Source organism: Microbacterium aurantiacum (genome assembly GCF_031625015.1).
Lineage (GTDB): Bacteria > Actinomycetota > Actinomycetes > Actinomycetales > Microbacteriaceae > Microbacterium > Microbacterium aurantiacum.
The window spans coordinates 1,403,889-1,427,134 of sequence record NZ_JAHWXH010000001.1 but is presented as its reverse complement, the minus strand read 5'-3'; the positions used below and the strand labels follow the sequence as shown (position 1 = coordinate 1,427,134).

Sequence of the window (23,246 nt, the reverse complement as noted above, 5' to 3'; positions counted from 1 at the left end):
CGTCGTACTCCGCCCCGGGATCAACCGGCACCTTCTGCGGAGGGTGTGGGATTCGAACCCACGGGACATTGCTGCCCACTGGTTTTCAAGACCAGGTCCATCGGCCGCTCGGACAACCCTCCCGACCGGATGCCGGGTCTCGGCGTCCTGTCGAACGGCGTCGAGTCTAGCCGACCGCTCGGTCGCCTCATTGTTCCAGTGCGCGCCTGAGGACGGGCTGAGACACCCCGCGGCACCAGGGCCGCGCGCTCGTGCTCAGAGCCGGTGCAGGACGGCGGCGACACCGCCCTCGTGGACGGAGAGGGTGATCTCCCCCGCCGCCTCGTGCACCTCGGGCGGCCCCTGCTTCATCGCGACGGCGCGGCCCCCGTTCTCGACGGCCCAGCGCATCATCCCGACGTCGTTGCGCCCGTCGCCGATGACGAGCACGTGCGGCGGATCGATGCCGAGCTCGGTGCGGACGAGCTCGAGCGCGGTGCTCTTGTCGACGCCCTGGGGGGCGATGTCGAGCCACGCCGTCCAGCCGACCGAGTACGACACCTGGCTCAGGCCGATGCGCGAGACGAGGTCGACGAAGTCCTCTTCCTGCTGTTCCGGTGAGACGACCACGACGCGGCACACCGGCTGTTCGCCGAGCTCCTCGAACGCGACGCGGCGCGCCTCGATGAGGTTCCAGTCGTCGAGGTACTCGGTGTACAGACGGTCGCCGTTGGGCAGCTCGACGAGGTACCGCGCGTCCGGCAGGTGGACACGGAGATCGGCGAGCACCTCGCGGGGGTCGAATGTCTCGACGTGCCAGCGCTCGTAGAGGAGATCGTCGGCATCCTCTCGACGGAGCACCACGGCGCCGTTCGAGCAGACGACGTATTCGGGGGCGAGTCCGAGGACACGCAGGATGCCGCGCGTGGCCTCCCAGCTCCGTCCCGTCGCGATCATGACCTCGTGGCCGGCGCGGTCGGCGTGGGCCACCGCATCCACGACGCCCGGGCTCAGCGACTCGTCCTCGAGGATCAGCGTGCCATCGATGTCGAGGGCGATGAGCAGCCGCTCGGTGGGCACCGCGGGGTCCTCGGTCTCGCGGGCGACCCGCTCGACGAGCTTCGCGGCCTTCTTGGGCTTGACGACCTTCACCTCGCCCGTGGGCGGCAGGTGCGCCTCGCTCATGCGATCGGCTCCAGCACCTCGAGGCCGCCGAGGTACGGGCGGAGCACCTCCGGCACGACGACCGACCCGTCCTCGCGCTGATGGGTCTCGAGGATCGCCACGATCCAGCGGGTGGTCGCGAGGGTGCCGTTGAGGGTCGCGACGTGCTGGGTGCGCCCGGTGCCGCCGTCCTCCGCGGCGGGGCGGTGACGGATGTCGAGCCGACGCGCCTGGTAGGTGGTGCAGTTGGAGGTCGAGGTGAGCTCGCGATACGCGCCCTGAGTGGGCACCCACGCCTCGATGTCGTACTTTCGCGCGGCGCTGGAGCCGAGGTCGCCGGCGGCGACGTCGATGACGCGGTAGCCGAGCCCGAGGTCCTGCAGCATCTGCTCTTGGAGGGCCACGAGCCGGAGGTGCTCGGCTTCGGCATCCTCCGGGGTCGTGTAGACGAACATCTCGAGCTTGTTGAACTGGTGCACGCGGATGATGCCGCGGGTGTCCTTGCCGTACGAACCCGCCTCACGGCGGTAACAGGTCGACCAGCCGGCGTAGCGCTTGGCGCCGGCGGCGAGGTCGAGGATCTCGCCCATGTGGTACCCGGCGAGGGGCACCTCGCTGGTCCCGACGAGGTAGAGGTCGTCTTCGGGGAGGTGGTAGATCTCCGCGGCGTGCTGTCCGAGGAACCCGGTGCCCCGCATCACCTCGGGACGCACGAGGGTCGGCGGGATCATCGGGATGAACCCGGCATCCAGCGCCCGCTGCATCGCCAGCGACATCAGGGCGTACTCGAGGCGCGCGCCGACCCCGGTGAGGAAGTAGAAGCGGCTGCCCGAGACCTTGGTGCCGCGCTCCATGTCGATGGCGCCGAGCATCTCGCCGAGGGCGAGGTGGTCGCGCGGCTCGAAGTCGAAGGATGCCGGCTCTCCGTGCGTGCGGAGGGTGACGAAGTCGGCTTCACCGCCGGCGGGCACGTCGTCGATGACGAGGTTCTCGATCGCGGCGAGCGCCGCTTCCGCGGCCTGTTCGGCCTCGCCCACGGCGTGCTGCGCGGCCTTCACGCGGTCGCTCAGCTCCTTGGCCTGGGCCACGAGCGCCGCCTTCTCGTCCTTAGGGGCCCGCGCCACGAGCTTGCCGTGCGCGTTCTGCTCGGCGCGGAGCTCTTCGAACGTGGTGATCGCGCGGCGACGGTCATGGTCGGCGGCGAGCGCGGCATCCACGGTGTCCGGAGAGAGTCCGCGCTTCTCCTGCGAACGCTTGACCTGGTCGGGGTTGTCGCGGAGGAGGGTGAGATCGATCACCCCTCCGAGCTTAGTCACCGCCCGCGTCGGGGCAGCCCTGAGGGCGGGCCTATTGTGTACGCATGACCCCCGATCGCCCGGGTGCGCCGGACCCGGAGGACGCCGCGGCTCCCGACGACGTCATCCGCGAACCCGAGGATGTCGCCCCCGACACGACGGGCGATGCCGACGGCGAAGCGCGCCGGGTGGATGCCGAGGGGCGCACCGCGGAGATGTCCGGCGGCGACCGGGCCGGCAAGGTCGCGGCGCTCGTCTACAACCCGACGAAGGTCGAGGCGGACGGCCTCCGCCGCGCCGTCGAGACGGCCGCGCGAGACGCCGGGTGGGCCGAACCGCTCTTCTACGAGACGACGGTCGACGATCTCGGCGACGACGTCACCCGCCAGGCCCTCCAGAAGGGGGCGGATGCCGTCCTCGTGGCCGGGGGCGACGGCACGGTCCGCGCCGTCGCGGAGGCCATGGGCGGGACCGGGGTCCCCCTCACGATCGTCCCGAGCGGGACGGGCAACCTCCTCGCCCGGAATCTCCGCCTGCCCCTGGACGATCGCGATCGCATGATCCGCGCGACCTTCGAGGGTGACCGCCTGGCGATGGACATCGGCTGGGCGACGCTCACGCGCCCCGACGGCACGCGCGCCGACCACGCCTTCGTGGTGATGGGCGGGGTGGGACTCGACGCCGCGATGATCGCCAACACCAATCCCGCGCTGAAGAAGAGCGTCGGATGGGTCGCCTACGTCGACGGCGCGGCCCGGTCGCTCGCGAACGCCAAGCCGTTCCGCGTCATGTACGAGATCACCGGCCACCGCCTGCACTCGGCGCGCGTGCACAGCGTGCTCTTCGCCAACTGCGGGTCGCTGCCGGCGGGTCTCGAGCTCATCCCGGAGGCCTCCCTCACCGACGGGCAGCTCGACGTCGTGATGTTCCAGCCGAAGGGAGCGCTCGGCTGGATCTTCGTATGGCGACGCGTCGCGTGGGACAACAGCTTCCTCCGCCGCTTCCGCGCCGGCCGCCGGGTCCTGGCCCTCCGCACGAAGGACAACGCCGTCCGCTACGCCCGTGGCACCGGCGCCGAGGTCGGGATGGCCGAGCCGCACCCCGTGCAGCTCGACGGCGACGAGTTCGGCGAGGTCATCGACATCGCCACGCGCGTGGACGCCGGCGGACTCCTCGTCGCCGTCCCCCGCGGGCACGACACGCGCACCCTCTGAGTCCGCTCGCCGGCGGAGGCGCGCCAAGCGGCGGGAAGTATACGCATCGCGGCGCGGTTCGCCGAGACCGCCCCGAGGCGTCCCTGCCGCGCCAGGATGGTCGCATGAGCAGCCCCAGCATCGTGTGGTTCCGCGACGACCTGCGCCTCGCCGACAACCCGGCCCTGCGTGCGGCGATCGATCGGGACGAGCCGATCATCGCTCTGTACCTCCTCGACGAGGAGAGCCCGGACATGCGCCCGCTCGGCGGTGCCGCACGCTGGTGGCTGCATCACTCCCTCGTCTCGCTCGGCGAGCGCATCGCGGAGCGCGGCGGCCAGCTCATCCTCCGCCGAGGCGCGGCCGCCGACGTCGTGCCGCAGCTCGTGACCGACACCGGTGCCGGTGCGGTGTTCTGGAACCGTCGGTATGGAGGGCCCGGACGCACGGTGGACGCCGACCTCAAGGCCTCGCTCCGCGACGACGGTGTCGAGGTCGCGTCGTTCGCGGCATCCGTCCTCTTCGAGCCGTGGACCGTGACGACCGGGTCGGGAACCCATTTCTCGGTCTTCACCCCGTTCTGGAAGGCCTGCCAGGCCCTGCCGTCGCCGCGCGCGCCCCTTCCCGAGCCGCGCGAGCTCGCCGGTCCCGGCCGGCGCGTCGCGTCGGACGATCTGGACGACTGGGCACTGCTCCCGACGCGCCCCGACTGGGCGGGAGGCCTGCGCGAGACATGGGAGCCGGGAGAGCCGGCGGCTCGGGCACGCCTACGGGAGTTCCTCCGCAGCGACCTGGACGACTACGCCCGGGGCCGCGACGAACCCGCCCGCGACGTCACCTCGCGTCTGTCCCCGCGCCTGCGCTGGGGCGAGATCAGCCCCTACACGGTGTGGCACGAGACCGTCGAGACCGGCGGCGGGGCGAAGTTCCTCTCCGAGGTGGGCTGGCGCGAGTTCGCGTGGCACACGCTGTACCACTTCCCGGATCTCGCGACGAAGAACCTCCGCCCCGAGTTCGACGCCTTCCCCTGGCCGCGGCTGGAGCCGACCCACCTCGAAGCGTGGCAGCGCGGGGAGACCGGCGTCGCGCTCGTGGATGCCGGTATGAAGGAGCTCTGGCACTCCGGCATCATGCACAACCGCGTGCGGATGGTCACGGCTTCCCTCCTCATCAAGAACCTCATGATCGACTGGCGCCGCGGCGAGCAGTGGTTCTGGGACTGCCTCGTCGACGCCGACGAGGCCTCCAACCCGTTCAGCTGGCAGTGGGTCGCCGGATCAGGCGCAGATGCCGCCCCGTACTTCCGGGTGTTCAATCCCGAGCTGCAGCGCGAGAAGTTCGACAAGCACGACGAGTACGTCCGCCGGTGGGCCCCCGAGCACCTCGACGGCGGCGCTCCCGAGCCGATCGTCGACCTCAAGGCCTCGCGGAACGCCGCGCTCGACGCGTACGAGAAGGTCAAGCGCACGCCGCGCTGAGCCGACACGACGTCGCGACGGGGAATGCGGCGCCGGGACGACCGGTTGGCATCGGGGTGAGCGAGTCGAACACACAGCAGCGGATGCCGGCCCTGTCGATCCTGGACCTCGTGCCGGTGCGCACGGGACAGACGAGTGCGGAGGCGGTGGCGTCCTCCCTGACGCTCGCCGCCCGCGCGGACGAGCTCGGGATGCGGCGCTACTGGTTCGCCGAGCACCACAACATGCCGGCCGTCGCCTCGACGACGCCGCCCGTGCTGATCGCCGCCGCGGCGGCCCGAACGAGCCGCATCCGCGTCGGCTCGGGCGGCGTGATGCTGCCCAACCATGCGCCGCTGGTCGTCGCCGAGCAGTTCGCCGCCCTCGAGGCGCTCGCGCCCGGCCGGGTCGACCTCGGCCTCGGCCGCGCCCCCGGCAGCGACCCGGTGATCACCCAGCTGCTCCGCCAGTCGGGCACCACGAGCGACGTCGACCGGTTCCCCGACCACGTGCGCGATATCCGCTCGCTCGTCTCCCGGGACGGCGCGAGCCTCCGCTTCACCAGTGGCGGCACGTACGAGGTCACCGCGACGCCGGCGGCATCCTCGGTCCCCGAGGTCTGGCTCCTCGGCTCGAGCGACTACTCGGCGCAGCTGGCCGCGGCGCTCGGCCTCCCCTATGTCTTCGCCAACCACTTCTCCGGCGAGGGGCTCGAGCGCGCTCTCGACCTCTACCGCACCGGTTTCGTCCCGAACGAGGAGAACCCCGCCCCGCGGACCTTCCTCACCGCCAACGCCGTGGTGGCCGACACCGTGGAGGAGGCGGACGCTCGCGCCCTCCCGCAGGCCCGCATGATGGCACGCCTCCGCACCGGCCGCCCCCTCACGGCCCTCGAAAGCGTCGAAGAGGCCGCCGAGGCGGAGAAGACCGACCGCCTCGCCGCGCCGATCTGGGACGCGCTCCGCGCGAAGTGGTTCGTCGGCACCGCCGCGGAGGTCACGGCCGACCTCGCCGCCTTCGCCGAGCGCTGGGGCGTGGACGAGGTCATGATCTCGCCGGTGGCGGGTTCCGACCGCGATGAGCCGATGGACCGCCCCGACGCGCGTCTGCGGACCCTGGAGCTGCTCGCGCAGCCCGAACCCGTCGCCGCCTGACCCACCACGCAACGGTCTCCGCACGGGCCCCGCGGGTCAGCGGACGCCGGGCTCGCCCGTGATGAGGCCGCGGAGCCAGTCGCGCGCCTCGACGAAGATGTCGTCCGAGTAGCGCTCCGGATAGCGGACCACCGCACGATCGGCGCGGGGATACGACCCGAGGAAGATCACCCGCGGGCTGAAGCGGCGGAGCCCGAGGAGGGCATCCGCCATCCGCTCGTCCTGGATGTGTCCGTCGGCATCGATGACGAAGCGGTAGCGGCCGAGGGCGTCGCCGATCGGGCGCGACGCGAGGAGGGAGAGGTTGATCCCCCGGGTGGCGAACTGCTCGAGCATCTCCAGCAGCGCCCCGGGGTGGTCGTCGGGCAGTTCGACGATGAGCGAGGTCTTGTCGGCACCGGTCGGCGGCTGCGGAGCGATCGTCCGGGCCACGAGGACGAACCGCGTCACGGCGTTCGGGTTGTCGCCGATGTCCTCGGCGAGGAGCTCGAGATCGTGATGCTCCAGGATGCCGGGAGGCGAGATGGCGGCATCCGCTCCGCTCGTGCCGTCGAGGAGCTCGAGGGCACTGGCGACGTTGCTCGCCGCCGGGAGGTGCGCGTGGGCGGGCAGGGCGCGCCCGAGCCAGCGCAGGCACTGGGCGTACGCGACCGGGTGCGCGGCGACGAGCGAGACGTCGTCGAGCGTTGCGCCGGGGCGACCGACCAGGACGAACCGCACGGGGACGAGGTACTCCCCCACGATCCGCACGCCCGGCATGGTCGCCAGCGCGTCCTGCGCGGTCGAGACCCCGCCGTCGACGGAGTTCTCGATCGCGATCATCGCGGCATCCGACCGGCCCTCGACGACGTCCTCCAGAGCCTCGGCGACGTTGCGGACCGACTTCCACACACCGCCGCGGGCTTCGGGGACCTGCGCCAGCGCCGCCTCAGTGAACGTGCCCGCGGGTCCGAGGTAGCTGTACGCACGGCGGGCCGGCGGTGCCGGCGGCTGTGGGGGCGCGGAAGTCACGCGTGTCAGCCTAGATGCGTGCGGCGACCCCGCGCAGCAGGCAGACTGGGGAGTATGAGTCGCGCAGGACAGCCCGCCGAACCGTCCGACCTCATCGACATCGATGAGCTGATCAACGCCTACTACGACATCGCCCCCGATCCCGCCGTGCCCTCCCAGCGCGTGGCGTTCGGCACCAGCGGACACCGCGGCTCGTCGCTCTCGGCGAGCTTCAACGAGGCGCACATCCTCGCCACGACGCAGGCGATCGCCGACTACCGCCAGCGCCAGGGCATCGCCGGCCCACTCTTCCTCGGACGCGACACGCACGGACTGTCGCTGCCTGCCGAGCGCAGCGCCATCGAGGTGCTCGTCGCGAACGGCGTCGACGTGCGTGTCGACTCCCGCGACGCGTGGGTGCCCACCCCGGCGCTCAGCCACGCGATCCTGACGTGGAACAAGGGTCGGGATGCCGACGATCCCGACCGCGCGGACGGCATCGTCGTGACCCCGAGCCACAACCCGCCCCGCGACGGCGGCTTCAAGTACAACCCGCCGCACGGCGGTCCCGCCGACACGGACGCGACCGGGTGGATCGCCGACCGCGCGAACGCGATCATCGAGGGCGGCCTCGAGGAGGTCCGGCGCACCCCGTTCGCCGACATCGACGCCGACGCGCTCGGCTCCTACGACTTCCGCGACGTGTACGTGCGCGATCTCGCCGACATCATCGACCTCGACGCCATCCGCCGCGCGGGCGTCCGCATCGGCGCCGACCCGCTGGGCGGGGCATCCGTGGACTACTGGGCGCTCATCGCCGAGGTGCACGACCTCGACCTCACCGTCGTGAACCCCGACGTCGACCCGACGTGGCGCTTCATGACGCTCGACTGGGACGAGAAGATCCGCATGGATCCCTCCTCCCCCTCTGCGATGGCGTCGCTCGTCGCCAAGCGCCACGACTACGACATCCTCACCGGGAACGACGCCGACGCCGACCGCCACGGCATCGTCACCCCCGACGCGGGGCTGATGAACCCGAACCACTACCTCGCCGTCGCCATCGACTACCTGTACGGGCACCGCCCGGACTGGCCGAAGGATGCCGCGATCGGGAAGACGCTGGTCTCGTCGATGATCATCGACCGCGTCGCCGCCTCGCTCGGGCGGGACCTGCTGGAGGTTCCGGTCGGGTTCAAGTGGTTCGTGCCGGGCCTCCTCGACGGATCCGTCGCCTTCGGCGGGGAGGAGTCGGCGGGCGCGTCGTTCCTGCGCTTCGACGGCACCGTGTGGACGACCGACAAGGACGGCATCCTGCTGTGCCTGCTGGCCGCCGAGATCCTCGCCGTGACCGGCAAGACCCCCTCCCAGCGCTACGCGGAGCTCGAGGCCGAGTTCGGCGCGTCGGCCTACCAGCGCGTGGACGCCCCGGCGACCCCGGAGCAGAAGGCGACGCTGTCGAAACTGTCGGGCGACGCGGTGTCGGCGACGACGCTCGCCGGCGAGCCGATCACGGCGAAGCTCTCGCACGCCCCCGGCAACGGCGCGGCGATCGGGGGCCTCAAGGTGCAGACGGAGTCGGCGTGGTTCGCTGCGCGCCCCTCGGGCACCGAAGACGTCTACAAGCTCTACGCCGAGAGCCTGCGCGGACCCGAGCACCTCGCTGAGGTGCAGGCCGAGGCCCGCGCGGTCGTCTCCGCCGCCCTCGGCGGCTGACCTCGACGGTTTCCGCTCGTTCGAGTGTCGGTTGTGGCCCCCTCACGCGCGGTGAGGGGGCCACACCTGTCACATGAGCGCGCGAGAAAGTCGCAAGCGGAGTGCATCCGATTCGGGCATCGGCGCCGAATACCTCTGTGACGGCGACGATGCCGCCCCGTTCGAGCCGAGGAGGCCTTCGATGAAGAGGATGCCGGCGGAAGCCACGCGCTATCGGTACGAGGAGCACGGCGGTGCGGACGTGCTGAAGGAGGACCGGCATCCGCTCGACGGACCGGGCTCGGGAGAGGTCGTCGTCGAGGTCGTCTCGGCGGGGATCAGCCACATCGACAGCTTCATCCGCGAGGGACACGAGCACGTCTTCCACGACGACCCGTGGCCGCGCTTCTCGGGGAGCGACTTCGCCGGGATCGCGCGCGCCGTCGGCAGCCATGTGAGCGGGTTCCGGCCCGGCGACGAGGTCATCGGCCACGTCCGCTCCGGGGCGCACGCGACGTTCGTCACGGTGTCGGCGGGCGCGATTGTGGCCAAGCCCCGCACGATGTCGTGGGAGATCGCCGGGGGCCTGTACCTCGCCGGCGCGACGGCGCTGGAGATGCTCGACGACCTGAGGATCGGGGCATCCGACGTCGTCGTGGTCTCGGCTGCCGCGGGAGGGGTGGGGAGCCTCGAGGTGCAGCTCGCCAAGCGCCGCGGCGCGCGTGTGATCGGCACCTGCGGCGAGCGCAACTTCGACTACCTGCGCCAGCTCGGGATCATCCCGGTGCGGTACGGCGACGGCCTCGCCGACCGGATCCGGCACGTTTCCCGCGGACAGGTCACCGCCTACATCGACAACTTCGGCAAGGACGGCCGCGACGTCGCCGCCGACCTCGGCGTGCCTGCCGAGCGGTACCGCTCGAGCGCCGATCGCCGCGACGTCGAGCTGCGCCTGCTGCAGGATGACCCGGTATCGGTCGCGCACGGCACCGACCTGCTGCGTCGCGTGGCGACCCTGTACGCCGAGGGCGCCTTCCGCCTGCTCGTGTCGGGACTGTACCCGCTGAGCGACATCGCCGAGGCGTACCGAGACCTGTCGCAGCTGCACGCGCGGGGCAAGATCGTGCTCGCGACGAACCCGGTCTCACCCTATCGCGTGACGAAGGCGCGCGACCTGCACGAGTCGATGGCCTGACGCGGATTCGGCGGCGCCGGGCAAAGGCAAGCGCTTTCCGTCGATCTGGGCGAGAATGGGCCCATGGCCGACTTCACCCTGGAGCTCACGGATGCCGCCGCCTCGGTCGCGGCATCCGCAATCGAGATCGCCCACTACGTCTTCGACCCCGTGCCCGAGGCCGAGGGCGGCGAAAAGCCGTATCTCCACCCCGTGCGGGCGCTCGACGGCGCCGTCGTCTCGGCCTACCGCCCGTGGGATCACCGGTGGCACAAGGGCCTGCAGGTGACCTGGACTCATGTGTCCGGCGAGAACTTCTGGGGCGGACCGACCTACGTCGACGGGCTCGGCTACGTCGCCCGGGACAATGTCGGGACCATCCGCCACGATGCCTTCACGGCGACCGAGGATGCCGGGGAGGAGGTGTCGTTCACCGAGAGTCTGACCTGGATCACGCGCGCGGGCGACGCGTGGATCGCGGAGGAGCGGCGGCACCGCTTCCACGGCCTCGATCGCGCCCGAGGACTGTGGTCACTGGACGTCACCACGACGCTGCGCAACATCAGTAGCCGCCCGCTCGAACTCGGCAGCCCCACGACGCAGGGGCGCCCGAACGCCGGCTACACCGGGGTCGCGCTGCGGCTCGCGCGCGCGTGGACCGGGGGACGCGTCCTCAGCTCGGCCGCGCCCGAGGCGGATGCGGCCGACCCCGCCGCGGTGATGGGATCGACGGCGGAGTGGATCGCGCTCTCCGGCGAACACGACGAGGTCGACGGGGGCGGCACCGTGCTCGCGTTCGCGGGGAGCTCGACCGCCGATCCCGCGATCCGGTGGTTCGTGCGGAGCGAGCCCTTCCCGATCCTCGCGCCCTCCCCCGCGTTCGCGGAGGCGATCACTCTCGACCCGGATGCCGAGCTCGCGCTCGCGCACCGCTGGGTGATCGGCGACCGCGTCTGGACGCCGGACGAGACCCGCGTCATCGCGGCGGAGTTCGCCCTGTGACCACCCCGCTCTTCCCGGGCGGCGTGGCCGCGAGCCGGCTCCGCGTCTATGACTGGCCGGATGCGGACGGAGTGCCGGGCGGCTCGCCGCACCTGCACACCGCGTCGAGCGAGGGGTACATCGTCCTCAGCGGTTCCGGCGAGGTGCACACGCTCACCCCCGACGGCCTCGCCGTGACCCCGCTCGCGGACGGGGTGACGGTGTGGTTCTCCCCGGGCACCGTGCACCGCCTCGTGAACCACGATCGACTCGAACTCCTCGTGGTCATGCAGAACGCGGGCCTCCCCGAGGCGGGCGACGCCGTGCTCACCTTCCCCTCCGACATCCTGGACGACGCCGCCGCCTATCGCGCCGCGGCGGCCCTGCCGGACACCGGCGACGAGAAGACCCTCGCCACCGCCGCCCGCGCCCGCCGCGACCTCGCCCTCGCCGGCTACGCGGAGCTCCTCGCCGCCGTCGAGAGCGACGGCCCGGCCATGGCGCTCGCGGCGCTCCACGCGCGCGCCGCGCGGCTCGTCCACCCGAGGGTCGCGGAGTGGTCCGCCCTGTGGGAGGCCACGGCCGCCCGCGAGACGGAGCGCACGCGCGCACAGCTCGACGCGCTCGCGACGGCGGATGCCGGCATCCTGGGCGATGCGCGTGTCGCCCGCGCCGACGCGGAACCGGGCGAGCGCTTCGGGATGTGCGGACGCCTGCGCGTCTGGCCCCGCGCGGAGGCTCTTTCGGCGCGTTGAGGTGGCAGTCGTCGCCGCCTCGGCGGGCGCGAGGGGGCGACGAGCGCCACACGAACGCGTCCGCGCGGCGGTTTGGCCGCGGCGCACGGCTGGGCTAGCCTCGGCCCCGAAACGTTTTTCCTCCCGCGGCGATGCGCGAGGGACCGAGATCGAGGCGGCCGTGATGAAGCGCGTGGGCATCCGTGACGTCGCCGCCCGCGCCGGCGTGTCGATCAGCACGGTCAGCAACGCGCTGAACCGCCCCGAGCAGGTGAGCGCCGCCCTCGGCGCCCGCATCCGCACCATCGCCGACGACCTCGGCTACGTTCCGCTGCACGCCGCACGCCAGCTCCGCGCCGGTCGCAGCGGCCTGCTCGGCATGACGGTGATCAACATCGCCAACCCTTTCTTCGCCGAGCTTGTCGCCGGAGCGGAGGACGCCGCGGCGGCGGCCGGGCTGAGCATCCTCGTCGGCAACGCCAGCGACGACGCCGCCCGCGAGAGCCACCACCTCGAGCTCTTCGACCGGGTGCAGGTCGAGGGCGCCCTGGTGAGTCCGTTCGGCGACCCGTCACCAGGGATCGCGCGCCTGCGCGCCCGCGGCGTCCCGGTCGTGATGGTCGACGCCGTCGACGATGCCGGCATCCTCCCGTCCGTCTCGTTCGACGACGTCGCCGGAGGACGCCTCGCCGCTGAGCATCTCCTCGCGTGCGGCCGCCGCCGCCTCGCCTTCGTCGGGGCCCGCGAGGAGGTGCGGCAGGTGCGCGAGCGCCTCGCGGGCACCCGCGCCGCCGTGGCGCAGGTGGCCGGCGCCACCGTGGAACCGATCTGGACCCGCCGCACCACCTCCGAGACCGGGATCGCGTTCGGCGCCGAGATCGCCGCGCGGGATGCCGCATCCCGGCCCGACGGCATCGTCACCTCGAACGATCACCTCGCCATCGGACTCGTCCACGGCCTCCTGTCGCACGGCGTCCGCGTCCCCGAGGACATCGCCGTCGTCGGCTACGACGACATCGAGTTCGCCGCCATCGCGACCGTCCCCCTCACCAGCATCCGTCAGCCGGCGCGGGAGATGGGTCGGCGTGCGGCCGAGCTCCTCCTCGCCGCGATCGCGGGCGAGGCGCCGCCCTCCGACCCCGCGGTCGTCTACGCGCCGGAGCTCATCGCACGCGCCTCCACCGGGTCGGGGTGACACCGGACCCGCCTCTCGGCGTAGCATGGCCGCATGAGCCAGAAAGCGCTTACCGACGCCGTTCGCGTCGTCGACGGCCAGCGGCCGGCGCGGTCGGTGCTGCGTCTGCTCGCGCGTCGACCCGCGCGCATGACGGGCGCGATCCTGGCGTTCACGATGAAGGAGATCCCGCTGTGGTTCCTCCCGGTGGTCACCGCCGAGATCATCGACATCGTCGCCACCGGGGGCGATGTGCGGACCGTGCTCGGCTGGTTCGCGATCGCCGGCGTCCTGCTCCTGCAGAACTATCCGATGCACATCGTCTACACACGGAACTTCATGACCGTCGTCCGCGACACCGGCGCCGACCTCCGCAACTCCCTTGCGGCGCGCCTGCAGAGCCTGTCGATCGGGTACCACACGCGCGTCAGCTCGTCGATCGTGCAGACCAAGGTCGTGCGCGACGTGGAGAACGTCGAGCTCATGCTGCAGCAGGTGACGCACCCCCTGCTGTCGTCGATCATGGTGCTCTGCGGAGCTCTGGCGATGACCGCGATCGCGGTGCCGGAGTTCCTCCCCGTCTACGCCCTCGCTGTTCCGATCGCCCTCGGCCTGCGGTGGGTGCTGGGGCGGCGGTCTCGCGTGCGCAACGAGGTCTTCCGGCGCGAGGTCGAGGGCTTCGCCGCGCGCGTCGGCGAGATGGCCTCGCTCATCCCGGTCACCCGCGCCCACGGCCTCGAGCGCACCGCGGTCTCGCGCGTGGCGACGGGAGCGGACGGGGTCCGTCGGGCGGGCCTGCACCTCGACATGCTCAACGGGCACGTCGCGTCGCTGTCGTGGGTGAGCATGCAGCTGCTCGGACTCGGATGCCTCGTCCTCGCCGCCGTCTTCTCGCTCTCCGGCATTCTTCCGATCACCCCCGGCGAAGTCGTCCTGCTCTCGACCTACTTCACGCTGCTGACACAGGGGCTGACGGCGCTGCTCATGCTCATCCCGGTCGGCGCCCGGGGCCTGGAGTCCATGCGCTCCATCGCCGAGGTGCTGCAGGAGCCGGACCTCGAGCAGAACGAGGGCAAGCGCGCCGTCCCCGAGGTCTCGGGCCGCCTCGACCTCGAGCGGGTGAGTCACCGCTACCCCGACGCGGATCGGGATGCCGTCCACGACGTGTCGCTGTCGATCGCCGCGGGCGAGACCGTCGCCTTCGTCGGGTCGTCCGGGTCGGGCAAGTCCACGATGCTCAACCTCGTGCTCGGCTTCGTCCGCCCCACATCCGGGCGCATCCTCCTCGACGGCGCGGACATGCAGGAGCTGGATCTGCGCACCGCCCGGCGTCACGTCTCGGTCGTCCCGCAGGAGTCGGTTCTCTTCGAGGGCACGATCCGCGAGAACATCGCGTACGGCCGCGACGACGTCGAAGACCGCATCCGCGCCGCGCTCGTCGACGCGAACGCCGCGGAGTTCGTCGACCGGCTTCCGGACGGCTGGAACACCGTCGTCGGCGAGCGCGGCGCGCGCCTGTCCGGAGGTCAGCGCCAGCGCCTCGCGATCGCTCGCGCCCTCGTCCGCGACCCCCGGATCCTCCTGCTCGACGAAGCCACCAGCGCCCTCGATCCCGAATCGGAGGAGTTGGTCAAGAGCGCTCTGACAAGACTCATGCGCGGTCGAACGACCCTCGTGGTCGCCCACCGGCTCTCCACGATCCGCCAAGCCGACCGCATCATCGTGCTGGAGCACGGCGAGATCGTCGAGGAGGGCGCCCACGACGACCTCCTCGCGCGCGCCGGACGATACGCGCACCTGCACGCGACCCAGGCGGGGATCACCCCGTGATCCACCCCGACACCTCTCCCGAAAGGACCGCCGCATGACCGAACCGCTGCGCTGCGCCATCGTCGGCACGGGCGCGATCGCCCACGCCCACCGCCACGCCATCGACGTCGACCCCGGTGCGACCCTCGTCGCCGTGACCGACCTCTCGCGGCCCTCCGCGGAGGCCTTCGCGGCCGGTCGCGAGGGCGTCGTCGTGTACGACGACCTCGACACGCTGCTGCAGGATGCCGCGCCCGACGTCGTCCACGTGTGCACGCCGCCCGGAGCCCACCCCGCGCAGGCGATCGCCGCCCTCGAATCGGGCGCCCACGTCGTCGTGGAAAAGCCCCCGGCACCGAGTCTCGACGAGCTGGATGCGATGCGCGCCGCCGCGACCGCCGCAGACCGGCAGCTGGCGGTCGTCTTCCAGCAGCGCACCGGCTCCGCCGCCGCGCACGTGAAGCACCTCCTCGATTCCGGCGCGCTGGGGCGGCCCCTCGTCGCCCTGTGCCAGACCCTCTGGTTCCGAGACGCGGAGTACTTCGCGGTGCCGTGGCGCGGGAAGTGGGAGACCGAGGGCGGCGGCACGACCCTCGGCCACGGCATCCATCAGCTGGATCTCCTCGCGTTCCTCCTCGGCGACTGGGCGGAGGTGGAGGCGCGCCTGTGGCGCCTGGACCGCGAGACCGCGACGGAGGACGTGTCGACCGCCACGATCCGCTTCGCGCAGGGGACCGTGGCGCAGATGATCACGAGCGCGGTGTCGCCGCGCGAGATCAGCACGATCCGCATCGACACCCAGCGCGCCACGATCACGGTGGACCATCTCTACGGCCACGGGCACGACAACTGGAGGATCACCGCGGCACCCGGCTTCGAGGACGAGGCCGCCGCATGGGCGCTTCCCGCCGTCGAGGAACCCAGTGGGCACGATCCCCTGATGCGCGATGTGTTCGCGGCCCTCCGGACCGGCGCCCCACTGCCGCCGACCGCCGACGCACCCGCGCGCTCGTTCGAGCTCGTCGCCGCGGTCTACGCCTCCGCCGCCGCCGACGGACGCCCGGTCACCCCGGACGATCTCGCCACCCATCCCACGCACCGCCGCGGCTTCGCGAGCCCCGTGCGCGACCTGCGTGGCTGAGGCGGCGCCGGCGCCGGACGCCGATGCCCCCGCGCCGGGCGAGATCTACCGCGATCCGGTCTACGACGGGGCGACCGACCCGACGGTGGTGCGCGCGGACGACGGCACGTGGTGGATGTTCTACACCCAGCGCCGGGCGAGCCATCCCGCCCCCGGGCCCGGCGTCGCGTGGGTGCATGGGAGCCGTATCGGCGTCGCGCACTCCGACGACGGCCTCCGCTGGGACTACGCCGGCACGCTGGAGCCGACGCCCACCGGGCTCGCCCTCGACCCCGACGGTCCGCCGGTCACGGTCGCCGAGACCCACTGGGCGCCGGAGGTGATCCACGACGACCGGCGCTGGTGGATGTTCCTCACCGAGATCGACGGCATCCCGGACGCATGGCCGGGCCATGCGCGGCACATCGTCGCGTACGTCTCCGACGATCTTGCGACGTGGGAGCGTCGGGGCCCGCTCGCCCTCGACAGCGATCGGGTCATCGACGCCGCCGTCGCCCGCTGCCCGGACGGGCTGTGGCGGCTCTGGTACAAGGACGAGGCCGCGGACTCGATGACGAAGGTCGCCGCATCCGCCGATCTGGAATCGTGGCGGAGCGAGGGGACCGCGATCGCCGGTCGACCCCACGAGGGCCCCTACGTCTTCGCGCTCGCCGGCCGATGGTTCCTCCTCACCGACGAGTGGCGCGGTATGGCGGTGTACAGCTCCGACGACGCGATCACCTGGACGCGACAGGGCGGGGCGGATGCCGTGATCCTCGGCGAGCACGGCCCTGCGGACCTCGGCGTGCAGGTGGGGCGCCACGGGATGGTGGTCGTCGATACCGAGACCGACACCGCCCGGCTCTACTACTTCACGCACCCCTGGTGGGACGGCGCCGAGATCGCGGATGCCGCGCCGGACGCGGCACGACGGAGCGCCGTCCACACGGCGACGCTGAGCGTGGGCACGGACGGCGTTCTCACCTGCCGGCGTTCGTGAATCGTTACAAGATTTGTGAGAAGACTCTTGCGAAACGTTTTTGCGCGGGGTAGCGTAACGGGCAAGCGCTTTCCAGCACCCTGAAGCACCGGAGACGCTCACACCGCACCATCGGACACGGACGTCGCGAGCGCGAGAATCGGACGCAGACGTCAAGAGAGGACAAGGATGTTCAGCAAGAAGCGGGCCATCACCGGGATCGCCGTCGCGACCGGTGCCGCCCTGGCCCTGGCCGGCTGCGCCGGCGGCAGCGAGCCGGCGGGAACCCTCGACCCCGACGAGGAGGTGACGCTGACGCTCGCCTTCTGGGGCAACGACGTGCGTGCCGAGATGTACAACGAGGCGATCGCCGCGTTCGAGGAGGAGTACCCGAACATCACGGTGAACTCCACCTTCCTCGACTTCCCCTCCTTCTGGGAGCGTCGTCAGACCGAGGCCGCCGGCGGGAACCTCCCCGACGTCATGCAATTCGACTACTCGTACCTGCGGCAGTACTCCGAGAACGGACTGCTGCTCGACCTCGACCCCTACCTCGGCAACGTCATCGAGACCGATCCGCTCCCGCAGAACATCCTCGACATCGGGGTCGTCGGCGGCACGACCTACGGCATCGCCACCTCGACGAACGCCTGGGGCATGTACACCAACCCGACCCTTCTCGCCGAGGTCGGCGTCGAGGAGTTCGCCGGTGGCACGTGGGACGACTACGCGGCTTGGATGGGCGAGGTCACCGAAGCCAGCGGTGGCGAGGTCTGGGGCGGCTCGGACTACGCCGGCCGCATTCAGAACTTCGAGATCCAGCTGCGCGCCGAAGGCAGCGCGCTCTTCACCGAAGACGGCGAGCCCGGCTTCGACGAGGCGCGCCTGGCCGAATTCTGGGAAGACGGCCAGGAGGTCATCGCCTCGGGCGCCGTGATTCCGGCTCAGCGCCTGGAAGAGCTGTTCCCGACGTCGGGCTTCGGCGCGGCCCTGACCGCCAGCGAGCTCACGTGGGACAACTTCGGTGCCGGATACCTCGGCGAACTGGGTGAGGGCTACCCCGAGCTCGGTCTGGTGGCTCCGCCCATCACCGTCGAGGGGGCCCAGGACCTGTACCTGAAGCCCTCGATGCTGCACTCGATCTCGGCCAACACCGACCACCCGGAGGCAGCCGCGACGCTGGTGAACTTCCTGGTGAACTCGCCGCAGTCGGGCGAGATCTTCGGCACCAACCGCGGACTGCCTGCGTCGGAGACGGCACTGGCAGCAGCCGAGCTCGACCCGCTCAGCCAGCAGATCGCGGACTACGAGGCATCTATCCAGGACCGCCTGGGCGACGCCCCGCCGGTGCCGATCGTCGGCTACGGCACGCTCGAGGAGGAGTTCCGCCTTCTCGGACAGGAGCTCGGCTTCGGCACCATCTCCGTCGAGGACGCGGTCGACCGCTTCTTCACCGAGATGAACGTCACCCTCAGCGACAACTCGTGAGCAGGGCGGGGGCCCGGGCACACCGTCCGGGCCCCCGCACGCTTCCGCCCCCTTCAGACCAGGAGCATCCGTGAGTACGACAACGACGAGGGTCATCGTCACCGGGAAGACCTCGCGACGGTCGCTGAGCCCCCGACAGCGACCGGAGGGCCCCGCCGTGCGGCCGGGCCAACGCAGCCGCCAGCGCAAGGAGACGCTCGCCGGGTACGGCTTCCTCGTGCCATGGCTCTTGGGTTTCTTCGGGCTGACGATCGTCCCGATGATCTACTCGCTGTACCTGTCGTTCACGCGGTACACGATCTTCCAGCCGCCGAGCTGGATCGGGCTGGACAACTACGTCCGCCTCTTCACCAACGACCCACAGTTCATCCAGTCCGCATGGATCACCCTGGTCTACGTGCTTGTCGGCACCCCGATCATGCTCGTCGCGGCCCTCGCGGTCGCCATGCTCCTGAACTATCGCGACCGGGGAGCGGCGTTCTTCCGCTCGGCGTTCTACGCCCCGTCGCTCATCGGCGCTTCTGTCTCGGTCGCGATCGTGTGGCGGGCGATGTTCTCGGGAGACGGCCCGGTCGACGGCTTCCTGAGCTTCTTCGGCATCAATCTCGGGTCGTGGATCGGCAACCCCTCCCTCGTCCTCCCCGCCATGATCATCCTGGCGGTCTGGCAGTTCGGCGCCACGATGGTCATCTTCCTCGCCGGCCTCAAGCAGGTGCCGAAGGAGCTCTACGAAGCCGCTGAGATGGATGGCGCCGGCCCCTGGCACCGCTTCCGCGCAGTGACCCTGCCGATGCTCTCGCCCGTCATCTTCTTCAACCTGCTGCTCGGCCTCATCGGTGCCTTCCAGGTCTTCGCGTCGGCGTACATCATCTCCAACGGCACCGGCGGCCCCGCCGGCATGACGAACTTCATCACCCTCTACCTGTACAAGCGCGGATTCTCGGACGGCCAGTACGGCTACGCCGCCGCCATCGCGTGGGCATTGCTGGTGGTCGTCGCGATCATCGCCTTCATCCTGTTCCGCACCCAGAAGAATTGGGTCCACTACTCGGGAGACAACCGATGAGCTCCGCATCCTTCGGCGAACCCGCCGTCCAGGTCCTCGAGCAGCAGGACCTCGAGAACACCTCCGTCACGCCGCCCCCCGCCCGTCGCCGCGTGAAGCGCAAGACGTGGCAGACGGTGGTGTGGTTCATCGTCCTCGGTGTGATCACCGCGGTCGTGCTCTATCCGCTCGTCTGGCTGCTCTTCGCGACGTTCAAGCCGAACGCCGAGTTCGGGCAGAACCCGGGGCTCCTGCCCGATAACCCGACGGTGCAGAACTACCTCACGGTGATGCAGGGCATCGCCGGCATCCCGATGTCGCGGTTCTTCCTGAACTCCCTGATCCTCGCCGTCCTCGCGGTCATCGGGACGGTCCTGTCCTCTGCGCTCGCCGCGTACGCGTTCGCCCGTATCCAGTTCAAGGGTCTCGGCATCCTCTTCGCCGCGATGATCGGCACGCTGCTCCTGCCGTTCCACGTCGTGATCATCCCGCAGTACCTGCTGTTCAATTCGCTCGGGATGATCGACACCTTCTGGCCGCTCGTCTTGCCGAAGTTCCTCGCGACGGAGGCGTTCTTCGTCTTCCTCCTGGTGCAGTTCATGCGCCAGATGCCGCGCGACATGGACGAGGCGGCCCGCATCGACGGGGCCGGGCACATCCGGATCTTCTGGGCCATCATCGTGCCGCTCATCCGCCCCGCCCTCATCACGTGCGCGATCTTCGCGTTCATCTGGAGCTGGAACGACTTCCTCGGCCCGCTCATCTACCTGACGAGCCCCGACAACTACCCGCTGCCGATCGCGCTGCGCCTGTGGAACGACCAGACGTCGACGAGCGATTACGGCGCGACCGTGACCGCGAGCTTCATCGCCCTCGTCCCGGTGCTGCTGTTCTTCATCGTCTTCCAGCGCTTCCTCGTCGACGGCGTCGCGACCCAGGGCCTGAAGGGCTGATCGTGGCCCGCCCCCGGATGTCGGTCCGCGCCGAGGAGCGCGCGGCGAAGCGCGAGGCGCTCTCCGGCGCCGGCCCCACGCCCGAAGGGCACGAGATCGCACGGAACCCCGGCGCCGGGGCGCGGTTCGCCCTCTTCGGCGAGGTGCTGATCGTCGGGCTCCTCATCACCGTGGTCTCGCTGCCGCTCGTGACGCTGCCCGCGGCGCTGGCGGCAGGCATCCGTCATCTCCGGCGGTTCGCCGCCGCGGAGGAGTCGCACGTGCGGACGTTCTTCCGCGACCTCCGCCGTGCCCTCCCCGGCGGGCTCGTCGTCGGGCTGATCGCGGTGGTGGCGACCCTCGTGCTGCTGCTCGACATCGACCTCGCCCGGAGCGGCTTCCTTCCCGGCGGCCCCGTCATCGAGGCCGTCGGCTGGGCGGGTCTGGCCGCAACGGCCCTCGTCGTCCTGACGTCGGCGATGCTGTGGACGCCGGAGACCGGCTGGCGCGCGGCGATCCGCGCGACCCCCCGCGCCCTGGCCGCCGACCCCGCGGGCACCGCTTACCTGCTCGCGACCGTCGTCTTCGCGGTCGTCGTCACGTGGGTGCTTCTCCCGCTGCTCATCGCCGCCCTCGGGTGCACCGCACTGGCGGCGATGGCCGTCCCCGTGCGCCCGCGCCGACGCGGCTGACGCGTCGCGCGCCCGCTCCACCCCTCCGCTTCCTTCTTCCCACGACAGGAGTCCCCGACGTGTTCTACGGCGCCGACTACAACCCGGATCAGTGGCCCGAGGAGGTGTGGGCCGAAGACGTCCGTCTCATGCAGGAGGCGGGGGTCAACATCGTCAGCCTCGGCATCTTCGCGTGGTCGCGCATCCAACCCGCCGAGGACGTGTGGGACTTCGGTTGGCTCGACACCGTCATCGACACCCTGCACGCCGGCGGCATCCGGGTGAACCTCGCCACTGCCACCGCCTCGCCGCCGCCGTGGGTGAGTGCGACCTACCCCGAGACCCTTCCCGCCGATCAGAGCGGCGCGTCTTACTGGCCCGGGAGCCGTCAGCACTTCGCCCCGTCCTCCCCCGTCTACCGCCGTCTGGCGGGGGAGCTCGTTCGCCGCCTCGCGGAGCGCTACGTCCACCACCCCGCGGTGGTGATGTGGCACGTCGGCAACGAGTTCGGATGCCACCTGCCGATGGACTTCTCGGATGCCGCCCGCGACGCCTACCGCGTCTGGCTGCGCGAGAAGTACACGAGCATCGCCGCGCTCAACGAGGCGTGGGGCACGAGCTTCTGGTCGCAGCGCTACGGATCGTTCGACGAGATCTTCCCGCCGCGCCTCGCGCCCTACAGCCATAACCCGTCGTCGACGCTCGACTGGCGACGGTTCACCAGCGACATGCTGCTGGAGTGCTACCTCGCCGAGCGCCGCATCCTGCAGGAGGCCGGGGCCACGCAGCCGATCACGACGAACTTCATGGGCCCGTTCAAGCCCGCGGACTACCGCCGGTGGGCACCGCACATGGACGTCATCGCCGACGACTGCTACCCGGACCCGGCGAACCCTCACCGTGTGCGCGACGCCGCGTTCCAACGCGACCTGGTCCGCTCCCTCAAGCCCGACGTGCCGTGGCTGCTGTGGGAGCAGGCGACGGATGCCGTCAACTGGCGCCCCGCCAACCCCGGGAAGTCACCCGGCATGCTCATGGCCGAGACCGCGCAGTCGGTCGGGCGCGGAGCCGACGGGATCATGTTCTTCCAGTGGCGCCAGTCCCGCGCGGGGAGCGAGAAGTTCCACTCCGCGATGCTGCCCCATGCCGGGACCGAGACCCGCACGTGGGACGCCGTCACGGAGCTCGGCGCGCGCCTCGCCGCCCTCCCGATCCTCCCCGCGCCTGCACCCGGTACCGATGCGCGCGTCGGTCTCGTTTTCGACTGGGAGAACTGGTGGGCGGTCGAAGAACGCGACCACCCGGTGCTGCTGGACTACCTCGCGATGTGCCTCGACTGGTACGGCGCGCTCCACGCGCGCGGTATCCAGGTCGACATCATCGCGCCCGAGGAGGCGGCCGGCGAGCGCGTCGACCTCGTCCTCGCCCCGGCGCTCTACCTCCTCCGCGACGAGGGCGCCGCGGCTCTGGTGCGCTTCGTCGAGACCGGCGGAACGCTCCTCGGCGGTCCCTTCACCGACATCGTCGACGCCCACGACCAATTCCTCCCCGGCGGGTTCCTCACCCGGCTCGGCGACGTGTTCGGCATCCGCTTCGAGGACTTCGGCGCCCTCCCCGCTCGCGGCGTCGGCGGCATGGGCGTCGGTGCCCTCACGACGATCGCGCCGGATACGGCGACGGATGCCGCCCGCGTCGGCGTCCGCTACGGCGACGTCGTCTTCGACGGGGGTCTCGTCGCCGAGCACATCCACGCGCGCGGCGCCGACGTGCTCGCGCGCTTCGCCGACGGGCTCGCCGAGGGTGGCCCCGCCCTCACCCGGCACCGGCACGGCGCGGGTGAGGCCTGGTACGTCGCGACCCACCCGGACGCTGCGGGCATCGACGCGATCGTCGCCGCGGTCGTGGCGGGAGCCGGTATCCGTCCGGTCGTGGAGAATCTCCCCGCCGGGGTGGAGGCCGCCCGCCGCGGCGACCTCGTGACCGTCATCAACCACACCGACGCCCCCGTGTCGGTCGACATCGAAGGCACCGACGCCGAAACCGGCGCGGCCGTCGATCACCTGGAGCTGGACCCGCAGCAGGTGGCCTTCATTCGTGTCGCGGTCACCCGCCCTGAGACGGAGCAGGCGATCGCACCTGCGGAAGGGCTCGCGGTACCCGTAGCCTGAGGGTGGCGGATAACGCGATTTCCGCAACATAATCCCCCCGCACA

Annotated in this window: 19 protein-coding genes and 1 tRNA gene; 16 read left to right on the top strand and 4 right to left on the bottom strand. The window is 71.2% G+C overall.

The genetic code is table 11. The features are described from left to right. Positions 1-37: 37 nt before the first annotated feature. The 3 genes from KZC50_RS06615 to serS form a co-directional block, all read right to left on the bottom strand. Positions 38-122 (bottom strand) — tRNA-Ser (locus tag KZC50_RS06615). A gap of 133 nt (positions 123-255) precedes the next feature. Continuing rightward, complete coding sequence (locus tag KZC50_RS06610; RefSeq protein ID WP_310891090.1) at positions 256-1,164, bottom strand: HAD family hydrolase; 909 nt, start codon at positions 1,162-1,164, stop codon at positions 256-258. Continuing rightward, complete coding sequence (gene serS, locus KZC50_RS06605) at positions 1,161-2,441, bottom strand: serine--tRNA ligase (protein ID WP_310891089.1); 1,281 nt, start codon at positions 2,439-2,441, stop codon at positions 1,161-1,163. Before serS ends, KZC50_RS06610 begins: the two co-directional genes overlap by 4 nt. 62 nt (positions 2,442-2,503) lie before the next feature. Between serS and KZC50_RS06600 the strand changes: the two genes are divergently transcribed. From KZC50_RS06600 to KZC50_RS06590, 3 genes are all read left to right on the top strand, one after another. Continuing rightward, positions 2,504-3,652 (top strand): diacylglycerol/lipid kinase family protein, encoded by a 1,149-nt coding sequence (locus tag KZC50_RS06600; protein WP_310891088.1) that lies wholly within the window; start codon positions 2,504-2,506, stop codon positions 3,650-3,652. 104 nt (positions 3,653-3,756) lie between these two features. Next, positions 3,757-5,109, top strand: coding sequence for a cryptochrome/photolyase family protein (locus KZC50_RS06595; RefSeq protein WP_310891087.1), 1,353 nt, complete (start codon positions 3,757-3,759; stop codon positions 5,107-5,109). An 83-nt stretch (positions 5,110-5,192) separates the two neighbouring features. Then, positions 5,193-6,242: an LLM class flavin-dependent oxidoreductase gene (locus KZC50_RS06590; RefSeq protein ID WP_310891544.1), complete on the top strand. Its 1,050-nt coding sequence runs from the start codon at positions 5,193-5,195 to the stop codon at positions 6,240-6,242. A gap of 36 nt (positions 6,243-6,278) precedes the next feature. Here KZC50_RS06590 and pheA read toward each other — a convergent pair whose 3' ends face one another. Continuing rightward, positions 6,279-7,253, bottom strand: a complete 975-nt coding sequence (pheA, locus tag KZC50_RS06585) for a prephenate dehydratase (protein ID WP_310891086.1) — start codon at positions 7,251-7,253, stop codon at positions 6,279-6,281. Between the two features lie 54 nt (positions 7,254-7,307). Between pheA and pgm the strand changes: the two genes are divergently transcribed. The 13 genes from pgm (at position 7,308) to KZC50_RS06520 (ending at position 23,202) form a co-directional block, all read left to right on the top strand. Then, positions 7,308-8,948, top strand: a complete 1,641-nt coding sequence (pgm, locus tag KZC50_RS06580) for a phosphoglucomutase (alpha-D-glucose-1,6-bisphosphate-dependent) (RefSeq protein ID WP_236967267.1) — start codon at positions 7,308-7,310, stop codon at positions 8,946-8,948. A 181-nt stretch (positions 8,949-9,129) separates the two neighbouring features. Then, entirely contained in the window at positions 9,130-10,122 is a 993-nt protein-coding gene (locus tag KZC50_RS06575) for an NADP-dependent oxidoreductase (protein WP_310891085.1), read from the top strand. 63 nt (positions 10,123-10,185) lie between these two features. Further along, positions 10,186-11,103, top strand: coding sequence for a DUF6807 domain-containing protein (locus KZC50_RS06570; RefSeq protein WP_310891084.1), 918 nt, complete (start codon positions 10,186-10,188; stop codon positions 11,101-11,103). Next, a complete protein-coding gene (locus KZC50_RS06565) occupies positions 11,100-11,837 on the top strand; it encodes a cupin domain-containing protein (protein WP_310891083.1) in 738 nt (245 codons plus the stop codon). The genes KZC50_RS06570 and KZC50_RS06565 overlap by 4 nt, the downstream gene beginning before the upstream one ends. Before the next feature lie 163 nt (positions 11,838-12,000). After that, on the top strand, positions 12,001-13,011 hold the full coding sequence (locus tag KZC50_RS06560; RefSeq protein WP_310891082.1) for a LacI family DNA-binding transcriptional regulator: 1,011 nt from the start codon (positions 12,001-12,003) through the stop codon (positions 13,009-13,011). Positions 13,012-13,044: 33 nt separating this feature from the next. Next, positions 13,045-14,820, top strand: a complete 1,776-nt coding sequence (locus KZC50_RS06555; protein WP_310891081.1) for an ABC transporter ATP-binding protein — start codon at positions 13,045-13,047, stop codon at positions 14,818-14,820. Between the two features lie 34 nt (positions 14,821-14,854). After that, entirely contained in the window at positions 14,855-15,940 is a 1,086-nt protein-coding gene (locus KZC50_RS06550; RefSeq protein ID WP_310891080.1) for a Gfo/Idh/MocA family protein, read from the top strand. Next, positions 15,933-16,919 carry a family 43 glycosylhydrolase gene (locus KZC50_RS06545; RefSeq protein ID WP_310891079.1) on the top strand — a complete coding sequence of 329 codons (987 nt, stop codon included), beginning with the start codon at positions 15,933-15,935 and terminating at the stop codon, positions 16,917-16,919. Before KZC50_RS06550 ends, KZC50_RS06545 begins: the two co-directional genes overlap by 8 nt. A 168-nt stretch (positions 16,920-17,087) precedes the next feature. Continuing rightward, positions 17,088-18,386 carry an ABC transporter substrate-binding protein gene (locus KZC50_RS06540; RefSeq protein ID WP_310891078.1) on the top strand — a complete coding sequence of 433 codons (1,299 nt, stop codon included), beginning with the start codon at positions 17,088-17,090 and terminating at the stop codon, positions 18,384-18,386. A gap of 70 nt (positions 18,387-18,456) precedes the next feature. Then, positions 18,457-19,452 (top strand): carbohydrate ABC transporter permease, encoded by a 996-nt coding sequence (locus KZC50_RS06535; protein ID WP_310891077.1) that lies wholly within the window; start codon positions 18,457-18,459, stop codon positions 19,450-19,452. After that, positions 19,449-20,384 (top strand): carbohydrate ABC transporter permease, encoded by a 936-nt coding sequence (locus tag KZC50_RS06530; RefSeq protein ID WP_301135447.1) that lies wholly within the window; start codon positions 19,449-19,451, stop codon positions 20,382-20,384. The genes KZC50_RS06535 and KZC50_RS06530 overlap by 4 nt, the downstream gene beginning before the upstream one ends. A 2-nt stretch (positions 20,385-20,386) precedes the next feature. After that, positions 20,387-21,055, top strand: a complete 669-nt coding sequence (locus KZC50_RS06525; protein ID WP_310891076.1) for a hypothetical protein — start codon at positions 20,387-20,389, stop codon at positions 21,053-21,055. A 59-nt stretch (positions 21,056-21,114) separates the two neighbouring features. Beyond that, entirely contained in the window at positions 21,115-23,202 is a 2,088-nt protein-coding gene (locus tag KZC50_RS06520) for a beta-galactosidase (RefSeq protein WP_310891075.1), read from the top strand. Positions 23,203-23,246 lie beyond the last annotated feature (44 nt).